General features: G+C 67.9%; 14 protein-coding genes. 7 read left to right on the top strand and 7 right to left on the bottom strand.

The window, feature by feature from the left end:
* Positions 1 to 122: 122 nt before the first annotated feature.
* Positions 123 to 1,604: a replicative DNA helicase gene (gene dnaB / locus QMF80_RS08650; RefSeq protein WP_283451188.1), complete on the bottom strand. Its 1,482-nt coding sequence runs from the start codon at positions 1,602 to 1,604 to the stop codon at positions 123 to 125.
* 434 nt (positions 1,605 to 2,038) lie between these two features.
* Here dnaB and QMF80_RS08645 point away from each other — a divergent pair, with 434 nt between their 5' ends.
* Positions 2,039 to 3,376: an MATE family efflux transporter gene (locus tag QMF80_RS08645; protein ID WP_283451186.1), complete on the top strand. Its 1,338-nt coding sequence runs from the start codon at positions 2,039 to 2,041 to the stop codon at positions 3,374 to 3,376.
* A gap of 208 nt (positions 3,377 to 3,584) precedes the next feature.
* Here the strand turns inward: QMF80_RS08645 and rplI are convergent, their stop codons facing one another.
* The 4 genes from rplI to rpsF form a co-directional block, all read right to left on the bottom strand.
* Positions 3,585 to 4,031: a 50S ribosomal protein L9 gene (rplI, locus tag QMF80_RS08640; protein WP_283451185.1), complete on the bottom strand. Its 447-nt coding sequence runs from the start codon at positions 4,029 to 4,031 to the stop codon at positions 3,585 to 3,587.
* 18 nt (positions 4,032 to 4,049) lie between these two features.
* Complete coding sequence (gene rpsR, locus QMF80_RS08635) at positions 4,050 to 4,286, bottom strand: 30S ribosomal protein S18 (protein ID WP_003956534.1); 237 nt, start codon at positions 4,284 to 4,286, stop codon at positions 4,050 to 4,052.
* Positions 4,287 to 4,327: 41 nt separating this feature from the next.
* Positions 4,328 to 4,930, bottom strand: coding sequence for a single-stranded DNA-binding protein (locus tag QMF80_RS08630; RefSeq protein ID WP_283451182.1), 603 nt, complete (start codon positions 4,928 to 4,930; stop codon positions 4,328 to 4,330).
* Positions 4,931 to 5,006: 76 nt separating this feature from the next.
* A complete protein-coding gene (gene rpsF / locus QMF80_RS08625; protein WP_004950685.1) occupies positions 5,007 to 5,297 on the bottom strand; it encodes a 30S ribosomal protein S6 in 291 nt (96 codons plus the stop codon).
* 256 nt (positions 5,298 to 5,553) lie between these two features.
* On the opposite strand from rpsF, the gene QMF80_RS08620 reads away from it, so the two are divergent.
* The 3 genes from QMF80_RS08620 to QMF80_RS08610 all read left to right on the top strand — a co-directional run bounded on the left by QMF80_RS08620 (position 5,554) and on the right by QMF80_RS08610 (position 8,195).
* Entirely contained in the window at positions 5,554 to 5,856 is a 303-nt protein-coding gene (locus QMF80_RS08620; RefSeq protein WP_283451180.1) for a hypothetical protein, read from the top strand.
* Between the two features lie 130 nt (positions 5,857 to 5,986).
* Positions 5,987 to 7,105 (top strand): lipid II:glycine glycyltransferase FemX, encoded by a 1,119-nt coding sequence (locus QMF80_RS08615; protein ID WP_283451178.1) that lies wholly within the window; start codon positions 5,987 to 5,989, stop codon positions 7,103 to 7,105.
* A 58-nt stretch (positions 7,106 to 7,163) separates the two neighbouring features.
* Positions 7,164 to 8,195 (top strand): alanine racemase, encoded by a 1,032-nt coding sequence (locus QMF80_RS08610; protein ID WP_283451176.1) that lies wholly within the window; start codon positions 7,164 to 7,166, stop codon positions 8,193 to 8,195.
* A 24-nt stretch (positions 8,196 to 8,219) separates the two neighbouring features.
* On the opposite strand, the gene QMF80_RS08605 is transcribed toward QMF80_RS08610, so the two are convergent.
* Positions 8,220 to 9,677 carry a glycosyltransferase family 87 protein gene (locus QMF80_RS08605; protein ID WP_283451175.1) on the bottom strand — a complete coding sequence of 486 codons (1,458 nt, stop codon included), beginning with the start codon at positions 9,675 to 9,677 and terminating at the stop codon, positions 8,220 to 8,222.
* Between the two features lie 88 nt (positions 9,678 to 9,765).
* A complete protein-coding gene (locus QMF80_RS08600) occupies positions 9,766 to 12,297 on the bottom strand; it encodes a transglycosylase domain-containing protein (protein ID WP_502962805.1) in 2,532 nt (843 codons plus the stop codon).
* Between the two features lie 274 nt (positions 12,298 to 12,571).
* Between QMF80_RS08600 and QMF80_RS08595 the strand changes: the two genes are divergently transcribed.
* The 3 genes from QMF80_RS08595 (at position 12,572) to QMF80_RS08585 (ending at position 15,690) form a co-directional block, all read left to right on the top strand.
* The gene (locus QMF80_RS08595; protein ID WP_283451170.1) at positions 12,572 to 13,174 is read left to right on the top strand and encodes a PadR family transcriptional regulator; all 603 of its coding nucleotides are present in this window, start codon (positions 12,572 to 12,574) and stop codon (positions 13,172 to 13,174) included.
* 49 nt (positions 13,175 to 13,223) lie between these two features.
* Positions 13,224 to 14,306 (top strand): inositol-3-phosphate synthase, encoded by a 1,083-nt coding sequence (locus QMF80_RS08590; protein WP_283451169.1) that lies wholly within the window; start codon positions 13,224 to 13,226, stop codon positions 14,304 to 14,306.
* Between the two features lie 115 nt (positions 14,307 to 14,421).
* Positions 14,422 to 15,690, top strand: a complete 1,269-nt coding sequence (locus tag QMF80_RS08585) for an MFS transporter (protein WP_283451167.1) — start codon at positions 14,422 to 14,424, stop codon at positions 15,688 to 15,690.
* Positions 15,691 to 15,736 lie beyond the last annotated feature (46 nt).

Here is a 15,736-nt window from a genome sequence, read left to right as displayed (position 1 = left end):
CCTTCAACTCGTCGTCGATCCGGGCATAGAGTGCTGTGGCGAGGGTGTCCAAGTCGGTCTTCACACACAGACTCTGGATGCCCTCGTCCTATGTCCGCAGGTCATCCCTTGGACTCATTCATCTAGGTGTTGGCCATGTCCACGAACCGCGAATAATGACCTTGGAAGGCCACCGTGATCGTCGCCGTCGGGCCGTTGCGGTGCTTGGCCACGATCAGGTCCGCCTCACCGGCCCGGGGCGACTCCTTCTCGTACGCGTCCTCGCGGTGGAGCAGGATCACCATGTCGGCGTCCTGCTCGATGGAGCCGGATTCTCGCAGGTCGGAGACCATCGGCTTCTTGTCGGTGCGCTGCTCGGGACCACGGTTCAGCTGGGACAGCGCGATCACCGGGACCTCCAGCTCCTTGGCCAGCAGCTTGAGGTTTCGGGACATGTCCGAGACCTCCTGCTGACGGCTCTCGGGGCGTCTGGAGCCGCCGGACTGCATCAGCTGGAGGTAGTCGATGACGACGAGCGACAGATCGTTTCGCTGCTTGAGGCGGCGGCACTTCGCGCGGATCTCCATCATCGACAGGTTCGGGGAGTCGTCGATGTAGAGCGGGGCCGCGGAGACGTCCGGCATCCGGCGCGCCAGCCGGGTCCAGTCGTCGTCGGTCATGGTCCCCGAGCGCATGTGGTGCAGCGCCACCCGGGCCTCGGCCGAGAGCAGGCGCATGGCGATCTCGTTGCGTCCCATTTCCAGGGAGAAGATCACGCTGGGCAGGTTGCTCTTGATGGAGCAGGCCCGGGCGAAGTCCAGGGCCAGCGTCGACTTGCCCATGGCGGGACGGGCCGCGATGACGATCATCTGACCCGGGTGCAGTCCGTTGGTCAGCGAGTCGAGGTCGGTGAAGCCGGTCGGGACACCCGACATCTGGCCGCTGCGCGAGCCGATCGCCTCGATCTCGTCGAGGGCGCCTTCCATGATGTCGCCGAGCGGCAAGTAGTCCTCGGAGGTCCGCTGCTCGGTGACGGCGTAGATCTCGGCCTGGGCGCTGTTGACGATCTCGTCGACATCACCGTCCGCCGCATAGCCCATCTGTGTGATCTTCGTACCCGCCGCGACCAGGCGGCGCAGGACCGCCCGCTCGTGGACGATCTCGGCGTAGTACTCCGCGTTGGCCGCCGTGGGCACCGACTGGACCAGCGTGTGCAGGTACGAGGCCCCGCCGACCTTGCTGATCTCGCCGCGCCGGGTCAGCTCGGCGCCGACCGTGATCGGGTCGGCGGGCTCGCCCTTGGCGTACAGGTCGAGGATCGCCTGGTAGATCGTCTCGTGGGAGGGACGGTAGAAGTCGTGGCCCTTCAGGACCTCGATCACGTCGGCGATGGCGTCCTTGGAGAGCAGCATGCCGCCCAGGACCGACTGCTCGGCGTCCAGGTCCTGGGGCGGGACCCGCTCGAAGCCACCGCCTCCGCCGTCCCAGGAGCCTCCCTCACGGCCTCGATCGTGCTGGTCGTCCCCGCGGCCGCGGCCTTCGCCGTTGCGGCGTGGACGGGCGGGCAGACGGTCACCCGGACCGCTGTCGGCCCAAGGGTCGTCCGTGGGCTCGGGACTGCTCACCGGGCCGCCTCCTCCCGTCCGCAACGCGGACCTTGCCGTGTCAGTCTTTCTACGACACGGCTCTGACATTTGGGACACCCGGACCGGCTCTGGGCGCGTCGGGCAACGCACCACGGTAGAGCCGCGAGCGGCGTCAGCCAATCTGGTTATCCACAGGCTGTGTGGATGAGATGTGGATGACGAGCCGAATGCTGTGGGTAACTCGCCGGAAGCTGTGCACGGACCGGGGGACGGCGCTGTGGACAAAATCACCCGACCCACCCTGTCACCCCTACTGACCTGGCCTTTTGCCGTTCGCAGGCTGTGGGGGAGAAAAAACTTTGCCACTGTCTCAAGATCGCCTCCAAAGGGGTGGGAAGAACGCCCAAGTCAGCGCGTTGGTAATACTCCTAGAGGCCTTGCATCCATTACCTGTGGAAGATTAGATTGAGCACATGACACAGGCCACCGAGACTCCGAAGGCTGCCCCGAGACGGCACGACCGCGAGATCTTCGCACTTGCCGTCCCCGCCTTCGGCGCACTGGTCGCCGAACCGCTCTTCGTCATGGCCGACAGCGCCATCGTGGGGCACCTCGGCACCCCTCAGCTCGCCGGTCTCGGTGTCGCCGCGGCCCTGTTGACGACTGCCGTCAGCGTCTTCGTCTTCCTCGCCTACGCGACCACCGCGGCGGTGGCCAGGCGGATCGGGGCGGGCGACCTCCCGGCGGCCATCCGGCAGGGCATGGACGGCATCTGGCTCGCCCTCCTGCTGGGGGCGGCCGTCGTCGCTGTCGTCCTGCCCACGGCACCCTGGCTGATCTCGCTCTTCGGCGCCTCCGACACCGTGACCCCGTTCGCCGTCACCTATCTGCGGATCTCCGCCTTCGGCATCCCGGCCATGCTCGTCGTCCTGGCCTCCACCGGAGTGATCCGCGGACTCCAGGACACGCGTACCCCGCTGTACGTCGCACTCGGCGGCTTCGCCCTCAACGGCGGCCTGAACGTGGCCCTCGTCTACGGCGCGGGGCTCGGCATCGCCGGTTCCGCCTGGGGCACGGTCATCGCCCAGTGCGCCATGGCCGCCGCCTACCTGGTCGTCGTCGTCCGGGGAGCCCGGCGCCACCGGGCCTCCCTGCGGCCCGATGCCGCAGGCATCCGGGCCTGCGCGCGAGCCGGGGTGCCGCTGCTGGTGCGCACTCTGTCCCTGCGGGCCGTCCTGATGATCGCGACCGCCGTGGCGGCCCGGCTGGGCGACGCCGACATCGCCGCCCACCAGATCCTGCTCTCCCTGTGGAGCCTTCTGGCCTTCGCACTGGACGCCATCGCCATCGCCGGGCAAGCCATCATCGGCCGCTACCTGGGCTCCGGGGACACCGAGGGCGCCAAGGCCGTGTGCCGCCGCATGGTGCAGTGGGGGATCACCTCGGGGGTGGTCCTCGGCATCCTGGTCATCGCGGCCCGGCCGCTGTTCGTACCGCTCTTCACCGGCGACCCCACGGTCAAGGACACCCTGCTGCCCGCCCTGCTCGTGGTGGCCGTCTCCCAGCCGGTCTGCGGGATCGTCTTCGTCCTCGACGGGGTCCTCATGGGCGCGGGCGACGGGCGCTACCTCGCCGGGGCGATGGTCGTGACCCTCGCCGTGTTCACCCCGGCCGCCCTGCTCGTCCCGAGCGTCGGCGGCGGCCTCACCACCCTCTGGTGGGCCATGACGCTGATGATGTTGGTCCGGATGGTCACCCTGCAGCTGCGGGCCCGGTCCGGCCGATGGCTGATCACAGGCGCCACCCGTTGACCCGTGCGCCCCGTCCTAGCCAGACGTTTCACGTGAAACAGGACGTGCTCACGTGAAGCAGCCCTCCGTTTCACGTGAAACATCGGGCCGTTTCACGTGAAACACCATCGCCGCTCCCCTCCGAGAAACACGGGGAACGACTCCGAGAACCACGGGGGGAACGACGAAGGGCCATACCCCGTGGGGTACGGCCCTTCGTGCGCGGCACTTAGGCGGCGACGACCTCGACACCCAGGTTCGCGACGACCTCAGCGTGCAGACGCACGGAGACCTGGTACGAACCGAGGGTCTTGATCGCGGACGCCAGCTCGACGCGGCGCTTGTCGACCTTGGGACCACCGGAAGCCTCGATCGCCGTGGCGATGTCGGCCGGGGTCACGGAGCCGAAGAGGCGGCCGGAGTCACCCGAGCGGGTGGCCAGACGCACCTTCACGCCCTCGAGCTTGGCCTTGAACTCGTTGGCCTGCTCGATGGTCGCGATCTCGTGGATCTTGCGGGCGCGGCGGATCTGCGCCACGTCCTTCTCGCCACCCTTGGTCCAGCGGATCGCGAAACCACGCGGGACCAGGTAGTTGCGAGCGTAGCCGTCCTTGACGTCGACGACGTCGCCGGCAGTTCCGAGGCCAGAGACCTCGTGGGTCAGGATGATCTTCATTATTCGGTCACCCTTTCCTTATCGCGCGGTGGACGTGTAGGGCAGCAGCGCCATCTCACGGCTGTTCTTGACGGCCGTGGCGACGTCACGCTGGTGCTGCGTGCAGTTGCCGGTGACGCGGCGGGCACGGATCTTGCCGCGGTCGGAAATGAACTTCCGCAGCATGTTCGTGTCCTTGTAGTCCACGTACACGGTCTTGTCCTTGCAGAACGCGCAGACCTTCTTCTTAGGCTTGCGCACAGGCGGCTTCGCCATTGTGTCTCTCCTGTGTGATCAAGAAGTGGGGTAGAGCTGCCCTAGAAGGGCGGCTCGTCCGAGTAGCCACCGCCGGAGCCGCCGGAGCTTCCGCCCCAACCGCCCCCGCCGCCGCCCTGCTGCGGCTGCTGGCCGCCGGCCGGTGCGCTGGACGCCCACGGGTCGTCGGAAGGTGCTCCGCCGCCCTGCGGGCTCGCACTGGGGGCTCCGCCCCAGTTGCCACCGCCGCCGCCCTGCTGGCCGCCGCCACCGCCGCCGTAACCACCCTGGCCGCCGCGACCCGTGGTCTTGGTGACCTTGGACGTGGCGTTCTTCAGGCTGGGGCCGACTTCCTCGACGTCCAGCTCGTAGACCGTGCGCTTGACACCCTCACGGTCCTCGTACGACCGCTGCTTCAGCCGGCCCTGCACGATGACGCGCATGCCCCGCTGAAGGGACTCGGCGACGTTCTCAGCCGCCTGGCGCCAGACCGAGCAGGTCAGGAACAGGCTTTCGCCGTCCTTCCACTCATTGGTCTGCTTGTCGAAGGTGCGGGGAGTGGACGCGACACGGAACTTCGCGACCGCCGCACCCGAGGGGGTGAAGCGCAGCTCGGGGTCGTCGACGAGATTGCCGACGACCGTGATGACGGTCTCGCCTGCCATGGGTGAACCTCTCGGCGGGTTTTGCTGCTGGCTGCTTGTGCTACTCGAAATCCCGATTACCGCTGAACTGGGAAGTTCAGTGGGTCTCGGGACGGAGGACCTTGGTCCGGAGGACCGACTCGTTCAGGTTCATCTGTCGGTCGAGCTCCTTGACGACCGCAGGCTCGGCCTGAAGGTCGATGACCGAGTAGATGCCCTCGGGCTTCTTCTTGATCTCGTAAGCGAGACGACGACGGCCCCAGGTGTCGACCTTCTCGACCTTTCCGTTGCCCTCACGGACGACAGAAAGGAAGTTCTCGATCAACGGGGAGACAGCGCGCTCCTCGAGATCGGGGTCGAGGATGACCATCACTTCGTAGTGACGCATGTGGAACCCACCTCCTTTGGACTCAGCGGCCACGGTCGTTCCGTGGCAGGAGGGTCGTGATGCGTAGCGCACCCTGTCCGAGCGAACGGACACAGGTGCAGACCGTACAGAGTACCTGCTCACCTCCTTCCGGTTGAAATCCGGCACCTGGAGGCCACACTCTGTACCCATCGGGTGTGCTCGGTGCTATGCCCTCCGGCCTCTTCGGGCGGCAGCTCCGCGGCACCGCTCCGCGTCAGCCAGGAGGTACTTTCCGATGGCACAGGCAATGCGGCCCCAGTCGTCTATCTCGCTGTTCTCCACCGACGGCAAGCCCCACCCGCTGCAGGACACCCTCGTGGCGATCACTGCGGTCCTGGGCATCGTGGCGTTCGTCACGGCGTTCTTCCACAATCTGCACCTGCTCAGCTCGTGGGCAGGGCTGATCGGCATCCTCACCGGCGCCTACGGGCAGTTCATCTCGGTCACGACACGCGAGCGCTTCGCACTGATCGTCGGCCTGGGAGCGGCCGCGGTCGGGTTCTATCTCGCCATGGCGCACGGCGGCCTCTTCGGGTAGCCGGGGCCCCTCCGCGACAGGGCGCCGGTCGGCCTTCGGCCCGGACCGGGTCCGTCCCCCAGATGGGTGGCGCCCTTGTCGCAGTAGGCTTCGCGCCATAGCCAGCGAAGCCGCCTAGGAGACGCCCCGCATGAGCCTGTCCCTGAGGACCATCAGCCGAGTGCAGCATCTGGCCTACCTCCAGAGCCTGCCCTCGGCGAGCCACTGCCAGGTTCCGGCGTGGGCCGACGTGAAGAACGAGTGGCGTTCGGAGAACCTCGGTTGGTTCGACAACTCCGGTGAACTCGTCGGTGCCGCACTGGTGTTGTACCGGCAGCTGCCCAAGGTGAAGCGGTACCTCGCCTACCTTCCCGAGGGCCCGGTCATCAACTGGTACGCCCCGAATCTGGAGGAATGGCTCCAGCCGATGCTGGCGCACCTGAAGCAGCAGGGTGCCTTCACCGTGAAGATGGGCCCGCCCGTCGTCATCCGCCGCTGGAACGCCACCGCCATCAAGGCCGGTATCCAGGACCCCGAGGTCAAGCGCCTGCGCGACGTGGAGGCTTCGGTCATCGAGCCCCGCGCCTTCGAGGTGTCCGACAAGCTGCGCCGTATGGGCTGGCAGCAGGCCGAGGACGGCGGCGCCGGTTTCGGCGACGTCCAGCCGCGCTACGTCTTCCAGGTACCGCTCGCCGAACGGTCGCTGGACGATGTCCTCAAGGGATTCAACCAGCTGTGGCGCCGCAACATCAAGAAGGCCGAGAAGGCCGGTGTCGAGGTCGTCCAGGGCGGCTACGAGGACCTGCCGACCTGGCAGCACCTCTACGAGATCACCGCCGAGCGCGACAAGTTCCGCCCGCGCCCGCTCAGCTACTTCCAGCGCCAGTGGACGGCCCTCAACTCCGAGGACCCGAACCGGATGCGGCTGTACGTCGCCACGCACGAGGGGGAGCCGCTGGCAGCCGCCACGATGCTCACCGTCGGCCAGCACGTCTGGTACTCCTACGGCGCCTCCGCCAACCACAAGCGCGAGGTCAGGCCGTCGAACGCGATGCAGTGGCGCATGCTGCGCGACTCCTACGCGCTCGGCGCGAGCGTGTACGACCTGCGCGGCATCAGCGACACGCTGGACGAGAACGACCACCTGTTCGGCCTGATCCAGTTCAAGGTCGGCACGGGCGGCGAGGCCGTCGAGTACGTCGGCGAGTGGGACTTTCCGCTCAACAAGGTGCTCCACAAGGCGCTCGACATCTACATGTCGCGCCGCTGATTCCCACCCCACCCCCGCTGCATCGCACAGTTCTTTTCTAGAGAGGTTCCGGACGGGCATGGCGCTCACGCTCTACGTCGACACCGCGCGCTGGCGTGCGCACCAGAAGCAGATTCACGATCAGTTCCCCGGACTGATCCCGGTCTGCAAGGGCAACGGCTACGGCTTCGGCCACGAGCGGCTGTGCGAGGAGGCGACCCGGATGGGCGCCGACATCCTGGCCGTGGGCACGACGTACGAAGCCGCCGCCATAAAGGATCTGTTCGGCGGTGACCTGCTGGTGCTGACCCCGTTCCGGCGGGGCGAGGAGCCGGTGCCGCTTCCCGACCGGGTCATCCGCTCGGTGTCCTCGGTGGACGGGGTGCGCGGCCTGGTCGGCGCGCGTGTCGTGATCGAGTGCATGAGTTCGATGCGCCGCCACGGCATCTCCGAGCAGGACCTGGGGCAACTGCACTCCGCGATCGAGGACGTACGGCTGGAGGGCTTCGCCCTGCACCTGCCGCTGGACCGCCCCGACGGCTCGGACGCCGTCGAAGAGGTCATCGGCTGGATGGACCGGCTGCGCGCGGCCCGGCTGCCGCTGCACACCATGTTCGTCAGCCACCTGCGGGCCGAGGAGCTGGCGCGGCTGCGCCAGCAGTTCCCGCAGACCCACTTCCGGGCCCGGATCGGCACCCGGCTGTGGCTGGGCGACCACGACGCCACCCAGTACCGGGGCGCCGTCCTGGACGTCACGCGGGTCGCCAAGGGCGACCGCTTCGGGTACCGCCAGCAGAAGGCGGCCTCCGACGGCTGGCTGGTCGTCGTCGCGGGCGGCACCTCGCACGGCGTGGGCCTGGAAGCTCCCAAGGCCCTGCACGGTGTGATGCCGCGTGCCAAGGGGGTCGCCCGGGCGGGGCTGGCCACCGTGAACAGGAACCTGTCGCCGTTCGTGTGGGCGGGCAAGCAGCGCTGGTTCGCGGAGCCGCCGCACATGCAGGTGTCGATCCTGTTCGTGCCCTCGGACGCGACGGAGCCGCGTGTGGGCGACGAGCTGGTGGCTCATCTGCGGCACACCACGACCCAGTTCGACCGGGCGCTCGACGCCTGACGTCCGGGTCGGGCGCCGCCGGGATCACTCCCGGGTGACGCCCCACTCGACCAGCGGTCCCTCCGAGGGCGTCGCTTCCTGCGGCGCCCTCGTGGCGTTGGCGAGCACGAACCTGTCCTCGGCCCCGTCCAGGACACCGCCCGAGGGGTCGTCCGAGCCGTCCTGGCGTACGACGTCCCGCTCGGGGAGCAGGATGTCGCGGACCACGACCGCGCACAGGTAGAGCGTGCCGATCAGGTGGGCGGCGATCGCCAGCTGGTAGCCCTCCAGGGGCAGCCCCTGGTGCTTTTCGCCACTGGTCGTGTAGGCGAGGTAATACCAGATCCCGAGGAAGTAGGCGACCTCGCAGGTCTGCCAGATCAGGACGTCGCGCCAGCGCGGGCGCGCGAGGGCGGCCAGCGGGATGAGCCAGAGCACGTACTGCGGCGAGTACACCTTGTTGAGCAGGATGAAGACGGCGACGACCAGGAAGACCAGCTGGGCGAAACGGGGCCGCCGCTGGGCGGTGAGCCCCAGCAGGCCGATGGCCGCGCACAGCAGCAGGGTCAGCCCCGTGGCGTACGTGTTCGCGCCCTCCAGCGGGTTCCCCGAGCGCTGGGAGATCAACAGCCACACCGACCCGAAGTCGATGGGGCGCTCCTGGCTGAAGGTGTAGAACTTCGACCAGCCGTCCCGGGCGTAGAGCATGACGGGCAGGTTCACCACGAGCCAGGACGCGACCGCGCCGAACGTCGCCAGACCGAATTCGCGCCACTTTCCGGCCCGCCAGCACAGCACGAACAGCGGGCCGAGCAGCAGGACGGGGTAGAGCTTGGCGGCGGTGGCCAGGCCGATCAGGATGCCGAAGGCCAGGGCCCGGCCGCGGGACCACATGAGCATCCCGGCGGCGGTCAGGGCGATGGCCAGCAGGTCCCAGTTGATGGTCGCGGTCAGCGCGAAGGCGGGCGCCAGGGCGAAGAGCAGGCCGTCCCAGGGACGGCGGCGGTGGGTACGGGCGACGCAGACCGCGATGACTGCGGCGCAGGCCATCAGCATGCCCGCGTTGACCATCCAGTACATCTGCTCGCGGTGCTGCATGGAGCCGCCGGTGGGCGTGAGCCAGGAGGCGACCTGCATGAAGAGACCGGTGAGCACGGGGTACTCGAGGTACTGCATGTCGCCGGGGAGCCGGTCGAAGTAGGGCGTCAGACCGTCGGCGAAGCCGCGTACGACGTACAGGTGCGGGATGTCCGAGTAGCAGGCGTGGGTGTACTGCGAGCCCGCCCCCCGGAACCACGCCCAGTCGTAGCAGGGCAGCTTCTGCACCATGCCGAGCGCGAACATGCCGATGGCGACCAGGACGATGACGCGGACCGGGGTCAGCCAATGACCGCCGAGCCGCGCGTACCTGCCCATCGGGCCGCCGATCAGCTCACTGCCGGCCGCTGCGACCTCGTCCTGCCGTGTGGGCAGTACGGGGCGGTCCTCCTGCACCTTCGTCATGCGCTCATCCTGCCGTACGGCGCGGTGTGTGCGGCGAGGGCCGCCGCACCGGAGTGCGACGGCCCTCGGAAAACACGGGGGGGGCGGATCAGCCCGTGTCGGCGCCCGTGGGTCCCCAGATGCTGCCACCCGGTCTGCCGGGCTTGGGCGTCTTCGATGGAGTGGGACTCGGAGTCGGACCGTCGGTCGGGTTCGACGGGTCGCAGTAGAGGTTCCACGGCTTGCAGGTGGGCTTGCCGCCCTGGGACGGGGTCGGAGACGGGGTCGGGGACGGCGAGGGCGACGGGGACGGGGACGGCGACGGGGACGGCGAGGGCGACGGGGTGGGCGTGGGGGTGGGAGCACCCGCGGCGTCCGCCGTCACACCGATGTCCTCGGCCTCGGGGAAGTCCTTGGACGCGGTGCCGTTGAGCGCGGCCTTCATGTACTCGGTCCAGATCACCGCGGGGATGTCACCACCGTGGATGGAGTCGACACCGCCCACCTTGTTCATGGACATCAGCTTCTTGTCCGCCGAGTTCGGGTCGTTGCGGAACAGGGTGACGGCGGTCGACAGCTGGGGGGTGTAGCCGACGAACCAGGCCGACTTGTTCTGGTCGGTGGTGCCGGTCTTGCCCGCGGCGGGGCGGCCGAGCTTCTTGGCCTTGGTGCCGGTGCCGTTCTGGATGACGTTGGTGAGGACCTTGGTGACGTTGTCGGCGATGGAGTTGTCCATGGCCCGCTGGGCCTTGGGCTGCTCGAAGCCGGACACTTTCTCACCGTTCTTGAGCACCTCGGTGACGGAGAAGGGCTCGTGATGGGTGCCGGAGGCCGCGAAGGTGGCGTAGGCGTCGGCCATGCGGATGGCCGAAGGGGTCGAGGTGCCGAGCGCGAACGAGGCGTTGTCGGCCGGGTCCATCGAGTCTTCCAGGATGCCGGAGGCCTTGGCCACCCCGCGCACCTTGTCGTGGCCGACGTCGAAGACGAGCTGGGCGAACGGCGAGTTGATGGACTTCTCCATCGCCTCGTTGAGGGTCACGTACCCGTACGGGGTGGTGCTCTCGTTCTTCTGCTTGAACGGCGTGCCGTCGGCGGAGCGCAGCGGCTTGCCCTCGCGGTTGTTGATCACCGTGAGGTCGTTGCCGTTGTACTTGCTGTCGACGGAGAGGCCCTTGCCTTTGGAGTTCTGGGTGCCGTACTCCAGGGCCGCGGCCAGCACGAAGGGCTTCCAGGTCGAGCCGACCGGGACGCCGATGGTGTTCGCGTTGTTGGTGAAGTGCTTCTTGTCCCAGCCGGGGCCGCCGTAGATGGCCACGACGGCTCCGGTGTTCACGTCCACGGAGGCGGCGCCGAACTGGACGAAGGTGTCGTACTCCGGGCGCGCCTTCTCGTCCAGGAAGTCGTTGCGGGTGTCCTCGACGGCCTTGACCAGCGCGTCCACCTTCGGCTTCTGGAAGGTGGTGGTGATCTTGTAGCCACCGAGGGCCATCTGTTCGGCGGTGATCCCCTTGGTTTTCATCACGTACTGCTTGGCCGTCTCCACCAGGTAGCCGGTCTGGCCCCCGAGGGAGCGGGCCTGCGCGGAGTCCACGAGCTTGGGGAACTCCCGGTACTTGTCCCGCTCGGCCTGGTCCATCCGGCCCACGGCGACCTCACGGTCCAGCACCCAGGACCAGCGGCTCATCGCGCGCTTGGTGTTGGCCTCGGGGGTGGCCGCGGATCCGATGCCGCCGTCCGGGTTGTAGAGGTTGGGGCCCTTGAGTACCGAGGCGAGGAACGCGCCTTCGGAGGGGGTCAGCTGGTCGGAGTCCTTGTCGAAGTACGCGCGGGAGGCGGCCTGGATGCCGTAGGCGTCCCGTCCGTAGTAGGCCGTGTTGAGGTAGCCCGCGAGGATCGTGTCCTTCTCCGCGGTGACACCCAGTTTTATCGAGATGAAGAGCTCCGTGACCTTCCGCTTGAGCGTCTGGTCGGAGTCCAGGAAGGTGTTCTTCACGTACTGCTGGGTGATGGTCGAGCCGCCCTGGGTCGAACCGCCCTTGGCCATGTTGACCACGGCACGGGCGATGCCCATGGGGTCGACGCCCTTGTCCGAATCGAAGGACTCGTTCTCCGCCGAGATCACCGCGTTCCGCATGGAGCGCGGGATCCTGTCGATGGGCACGATCTGCCGGTTGATCGAACTGCCGGTCGCGACCATCTGGCTGCCGTCGGCCCAGTAGAAGACGTTGTTCTGGGCCTTGGCGGCCTTGTTCGCGTCGGGGGTGCCCACCATCGCGATACCGATGCCCGTACCGGCCGTGATCACGGCGAAGAAGCCCAGGGTGGTGCCTCCGACGAGCTTCCAGGAGGGCAGGAAGCGCTTCCAGCCGTCCTTGTCGGAACGCGGGTAGTTGATGAACCGCTTGCTCTTGCGGCCGGGCCCCTGGCCCACGCCGCGGCCCGCCCCCGGCCCTCGGGCTCCGTTGCGGGCTCCGGCGCGACCGCCGGGTGCCGACTGGTCTGCGTACGGGCCGCTGGGCGTGGCGGTAGGGGCGTCACGCCCGGGCGTGCTGCCCCTGCCGGGGCGCTGTTGGGCGGCCCGACGGGCCGCAGCACGTCCACCACCTTGCTGCTGCGGCGGTTTGCGGCGGTGCTCGCTCATCGAACGACTACTCCTCGGGCAGGCGAGTGGCCTGGAAGCGGCAGGCGTATTCCGGTTCCCCCGGTGTCATGGCGGACAGACTACGCAGGCTCAAAACCTGATCAGTGCCGAAGTTCACCCCAAATCAGGCAACTCGCCTCCCACGAATTAGTGATGTGACGCCGGTCACCACGTCTCCCCTTGTCGTAACGGGCCGCCCGTTCTATCGTCTGGATGTATCGAGTCGATACATCAGCTCGGCATAAAGACTCAGGGGCGAGGAGGAAGCAGGCAGATGAGTCGGCGCTCAGGCATTCTCGAGTTCGCTGTCCTCGGCCTGCTTCGCGAGTCCCCCATGCACGGCTATGAGCTGCGCAAACGGCTCAATACCTCGCTGGGGGTGTTCCGTGCGTTCAGCTACGGAACGCTCTATCCCTGCCTCAAGACGCTCGTCGCCAACGGGTGGTTGATCGAAGAACCGGGCAACGCCCTGGAAGACGCGCTCGCCGCTTCACTCGCAGGGCGCCGCGCCAAGATCGTCTACCGGTTGACGGCAGCGGGCAAGGAGCACTTCGAGGAGCTGCTCTCCCACACCGGCCCCGATACCTGGGAGGACGAGTCCTTCGCCGCCCGCTTCGCGTTCTTCGGTCAGACCGAACGGGACGTGCGCATGCGGGTGCTGGAGGGCCGCCGCAGCCGGCTGGAGGAGCGCCTGGAGAAGATGCGCACCTCGCTCGCCCGTACGCGGGAGCGCCTCGACGACTACACCCTTGAGCTGCAGCGTCACGGCATGGAATCCGTGGAGCGCGAAGTGCGCTGGCTGAACGAGCTGATCGAGAGCGAGCGGGCGGGACGGGATCGGAGACGACCCGGCTCGTCCGACGAAACTGCAAAATGAGGCCCTGCATTCGCAGGCCTCGTCCGAGAACAAACAGGGAGCAACCGGAATGGGTTCGGTTCGCGTAGCCATCGTCGGCGTGGGCAACTGCGCCGCCTCGCTGGTGCAGGGCGTCGAGTACTACAAGGACGCCGACCCGGCGGCCAAGGTCCCCGGCCTCATGCACGTCCAGTTCGGCGACTACCACGTCCGCGACGTCGAGTTCGTTGCCGCCTTCGACGTCGACGCGAAGAAGGTCGGCCTCGACCTTTCGGACGCCATCGGCGCCAGCGAGAACAACACGATCAAGATCTGCGACGTCCCCAACAAGGGCGTGACCGTTCAGCGCGGCCACACCCTGGACGGCCTGGGCAAGTACTACCGGATGACCATCGAGGAGTCCCCCGAGGCCCCGGTCGACATCGTCAAGGTCCTCAAGGACAAGCAGGTCGACGTTCTGGTCTGCTACCTGCCCGTCGGTTCCGAGGCCGCCGCGAAGTTCTACGCGCAGTGCGCCATCGACGCCAAGGTCGCGTTCGTCAACGCTCTCCCGGTCTTCATCGCCGGTACCAAGGAGTGGGCGGACAAGTTCACCGAGGCGGGCGTCCCGATCATCGGTGACGACATCAAGTCCCAGGTCGGCGCGACCATCACGCACCGCGTGATGGCGAAGCTGTTCGAAGACCGCGGTGTCCGTCTTGAGCGCACCATGCAGCTCAACGTCGGCGGCAACATGGACTTCAAGAACATGCTCGAGCGTGACCGCCTCGAGTCCAAGAAGATCTCGAAGACGCAGGCCGTCACCTCGCAGATCCCGGACCGCGACCTGGGCGAGAAGAACGTCCACATCGGCCCGTCCGACTACGTCGCGTGGCTCGACGACCGCAAGTGGGCGTACGTCCGCCTCGAGGGTCGCGCCTTCGGTGACGTTCCGCTGAACCTCGAGTACAAGCTCGAGGTGTGGGACTCCCCGAACTCCGCCGGTGTCATCATCGACGCCGTCCGCGCCGCGAAGATCGCCAAGGACCGCGGTATCGGTGGCCCGATCCTGTCGGCTTCCAGCTACTTCATGAAGTCCCCGCCGGTGCAGTACTTCGACGACGAGGCCTTCGCGAACGTCGAGAAGTTCATCAAGGGCGAGGTCGAGCGCTAAGCAGGACACAGCGCGATGCCAAGGGTCTCCGGCCACTTGGACGTCGACTGTTCTTCCGCGGAGGGTCCCCAGGCAATGTGCCCGGGGACCCTCCGCGTATGTGACCCTTGCCCACATGCCTGTCGTAGGTGATCTGCGCGTACTCCTGCGCCTGAGGGATTTCCGCAATCTGCTCGGCGTGCGGCTGCTGTCCCAGGCGGCCGACGGCGTCTACCAGGTCGCGCTCGCCACCTATGTGGTGTTCTCCCCCGAGAAGCAGGCTTCGCCCGCGGCCATCGCTTCGGCCATGGCCGTCCTGCTGCTGCCCTATTCGGCGATCGGCCCCTTCGCGGGCGTGCTGCTGGACCGCTGGCCCCGCCGCCAGGTCTTCCTCTACGGCAACCTGCTCCGCGCCTTCCTGGCCTGTGTCACCGGGATGCTGATCGTCGCGCAGGTGCCCGACTGGCTGTTCTACGCCTCCGCGCTCTCCGTGACGGCGGTCAACCGCTTCGTCCTGGCCGGGCTCTCGGCATCGCTGCCCCGTGTGGTCGGCGCGGACCAGCTGGTGACCGCCAACGCCCTCTCACCGACCGCCGGAACGCTCGCGGCGACCTCGGGCGGGGGACTCGCCTTTCTCGTCCGGCTGCTCGCCGCCGAGTCCAATGCCGTCGTCGTCCTGCTCGGCGCGGCCCTCTACCTGTGCGCCGCTCTCGTCTCCCTGCGCCTGGGCATCGGGCTCCTCGGCCCCGACCGCGCACCCGCCCACCGGCATCCCTCGGTGACCGAGGGCATTTCCTCGACCGCGCGGGGGATGGCACAGGGGCTGCGACATCTGTACGAACGCCGGGACGCGGCCCAAGCGCTGACCGCGATGACCGCGATGCGGTTCTGCTACGGGGCGCTGACGGTGACCCTGCTGACCCTGTGCCGCTACGCGTGGACGGACAACGAGTCGGACGGTCTCGCCCTGCTGGGCGTGGCCGTCGGGGTCTCCGGGGCCGGGTTCTTCACGGCCGCCGTCGTCACGCCGTGGCTGGTGGGACGTCTCGGCACCCGGGGCTGGATCACGCTGTGCGCTGCCGCCGCGGCGGTCCTGGTGCCGAGTCTCGGTCTGTTCTTCGCGCCCGGCCCGATGCTGGTCGCCGCGTTCGTGCTGGGTCTCGCCACCCAGGGAGCGAAGATCGCCACTGACACGGTCGTCCAGTCCCGTGTGGACGACGAGTACCGCGGCCGGGTCTTCTCCGTCTACGACGTGCTGTTCAACGTCGCGTTCGTCGGAGCGGCCGCGGCCGCCTCGCTCGTCCTGCCGCTCGACGGGAAATCCGTCCCGCTGATCCTGGGCGTGGCCGCGCTCTACGCGGTGACCGCCGTGATGCTGTTCCGGCGAGGACGACGTTTCACGTGAAACATCGCCCCTGACCGAGCTCCGATCGACATCGGCCCCGCCGTCG

Source organism: Streptomyces sp. G-G2, from assembly GCF_030063135.1.
In the GTDB taxonomy this organism is placed as follows: domain Bacteria; phylum Actinomycetota; class Actinomycetes; order Streptomycetales; family Streptomycetaceae; genus Streptomyces.
This window is presented reverse-complemented; position numbering and strand designations above follow the sequence as displayed.

Excerpts from the sequence above, each read along its gene's own strand:
- rplI (WP_283451185.1), bottom strand. The coding sequence starts at position 4,031 with ATGAAGATCATCCTGACCCACGAGGTCTCTGGCCTCGGAACTGCCGGC.
- rpsR (WP_003956534.1), bottom strand. The coding sequence starts at position 4,286 with ATGGCGAAGCCGCCTGTGCGCAAGCCTAAGAAGAAGGTCTGCGCGTTC.
- QMF80_RS08630 (WP_283451182.1), bottom strand. The coding sequence starts at position 4,930 with ATGGCAGGCGAGACCGTCATCACGGTCGTCGGCAATCTCGTCGACGAC.
- QMF80_RS08620 (WP_283451180.1), top strand. The coding sequence starts at position 5,554 with ATGGCACAGGCAATGCGGCCCCAGTCGTCTATCTCGCTGTTCTCCACC.
- QMF80_RS08595 (WP_283451170.1), top strand. The coding sequence starts at position 12,572 with ATGAGTCGGCGCTCAGGCATTCTCGAGTTCGCTGTCCTCGGCCTGCTT.
- rpsF (WP_004950685.1), bottom strand. The coding sequence starts at position 5,297 with ATGCGTCACTACGAAGTGATGGTCATCCTCGACCCCGATCTCGAGGAG.
- QMF80_RS08610 (WP_283451176.1), top strand. The coding sequence starts at position 7,164 with ATGGCGCTCACGCTCTACGTCGACACCGCGCGCTGGCGTGCGCACCAG.
- QMF80_RS08645 (WP_283451186.1), top strand. The coding sequence starts at position 2,039 with ATGACACAGGCCACCGAGACTCCGAAGGCTGCCCCGAGACGGCACGAC.
- QMF80_RS08615 (WP_283451178.1), top strand. The coding sequence starts at position 5,987 with ATGAGCCTGTCCCTGAGGACCATCAGCCGAGTGCAGCATCTGGCCTAC.
- QMF80_RS08605 (WP_283451175.1), bottom strand. The coding sequence starts at position 9,677 with ATGACGAAGGTGCAGGAGGACCGCCCCGTACTGCCCACACGGCAGGAC.
- QMF80_RS08590 (WP_283451169.1), top strand. The coding sequence starts at position 13,224 with ATGGGTTCGGTTCGCGTAGCCATCGTCGGCGTGGGCAACTGCGCCGCC.
- QMF80_RS08600 (WP_502962805.1), bottom strand. The coding sequence starts at position 12,297 with ATGAGCGAGCACCGCCGCAAACCGCCGCAGCAGCAAGGTGGTGGACGT.
- QMF80_RS08585 (WP_283451167.1), top strand. The coding sequence starts at position 14,422 with ATGCCTGTCGTAGGTGATCTGCGCGTACTCCTGCGCCTGAGGGATTTC.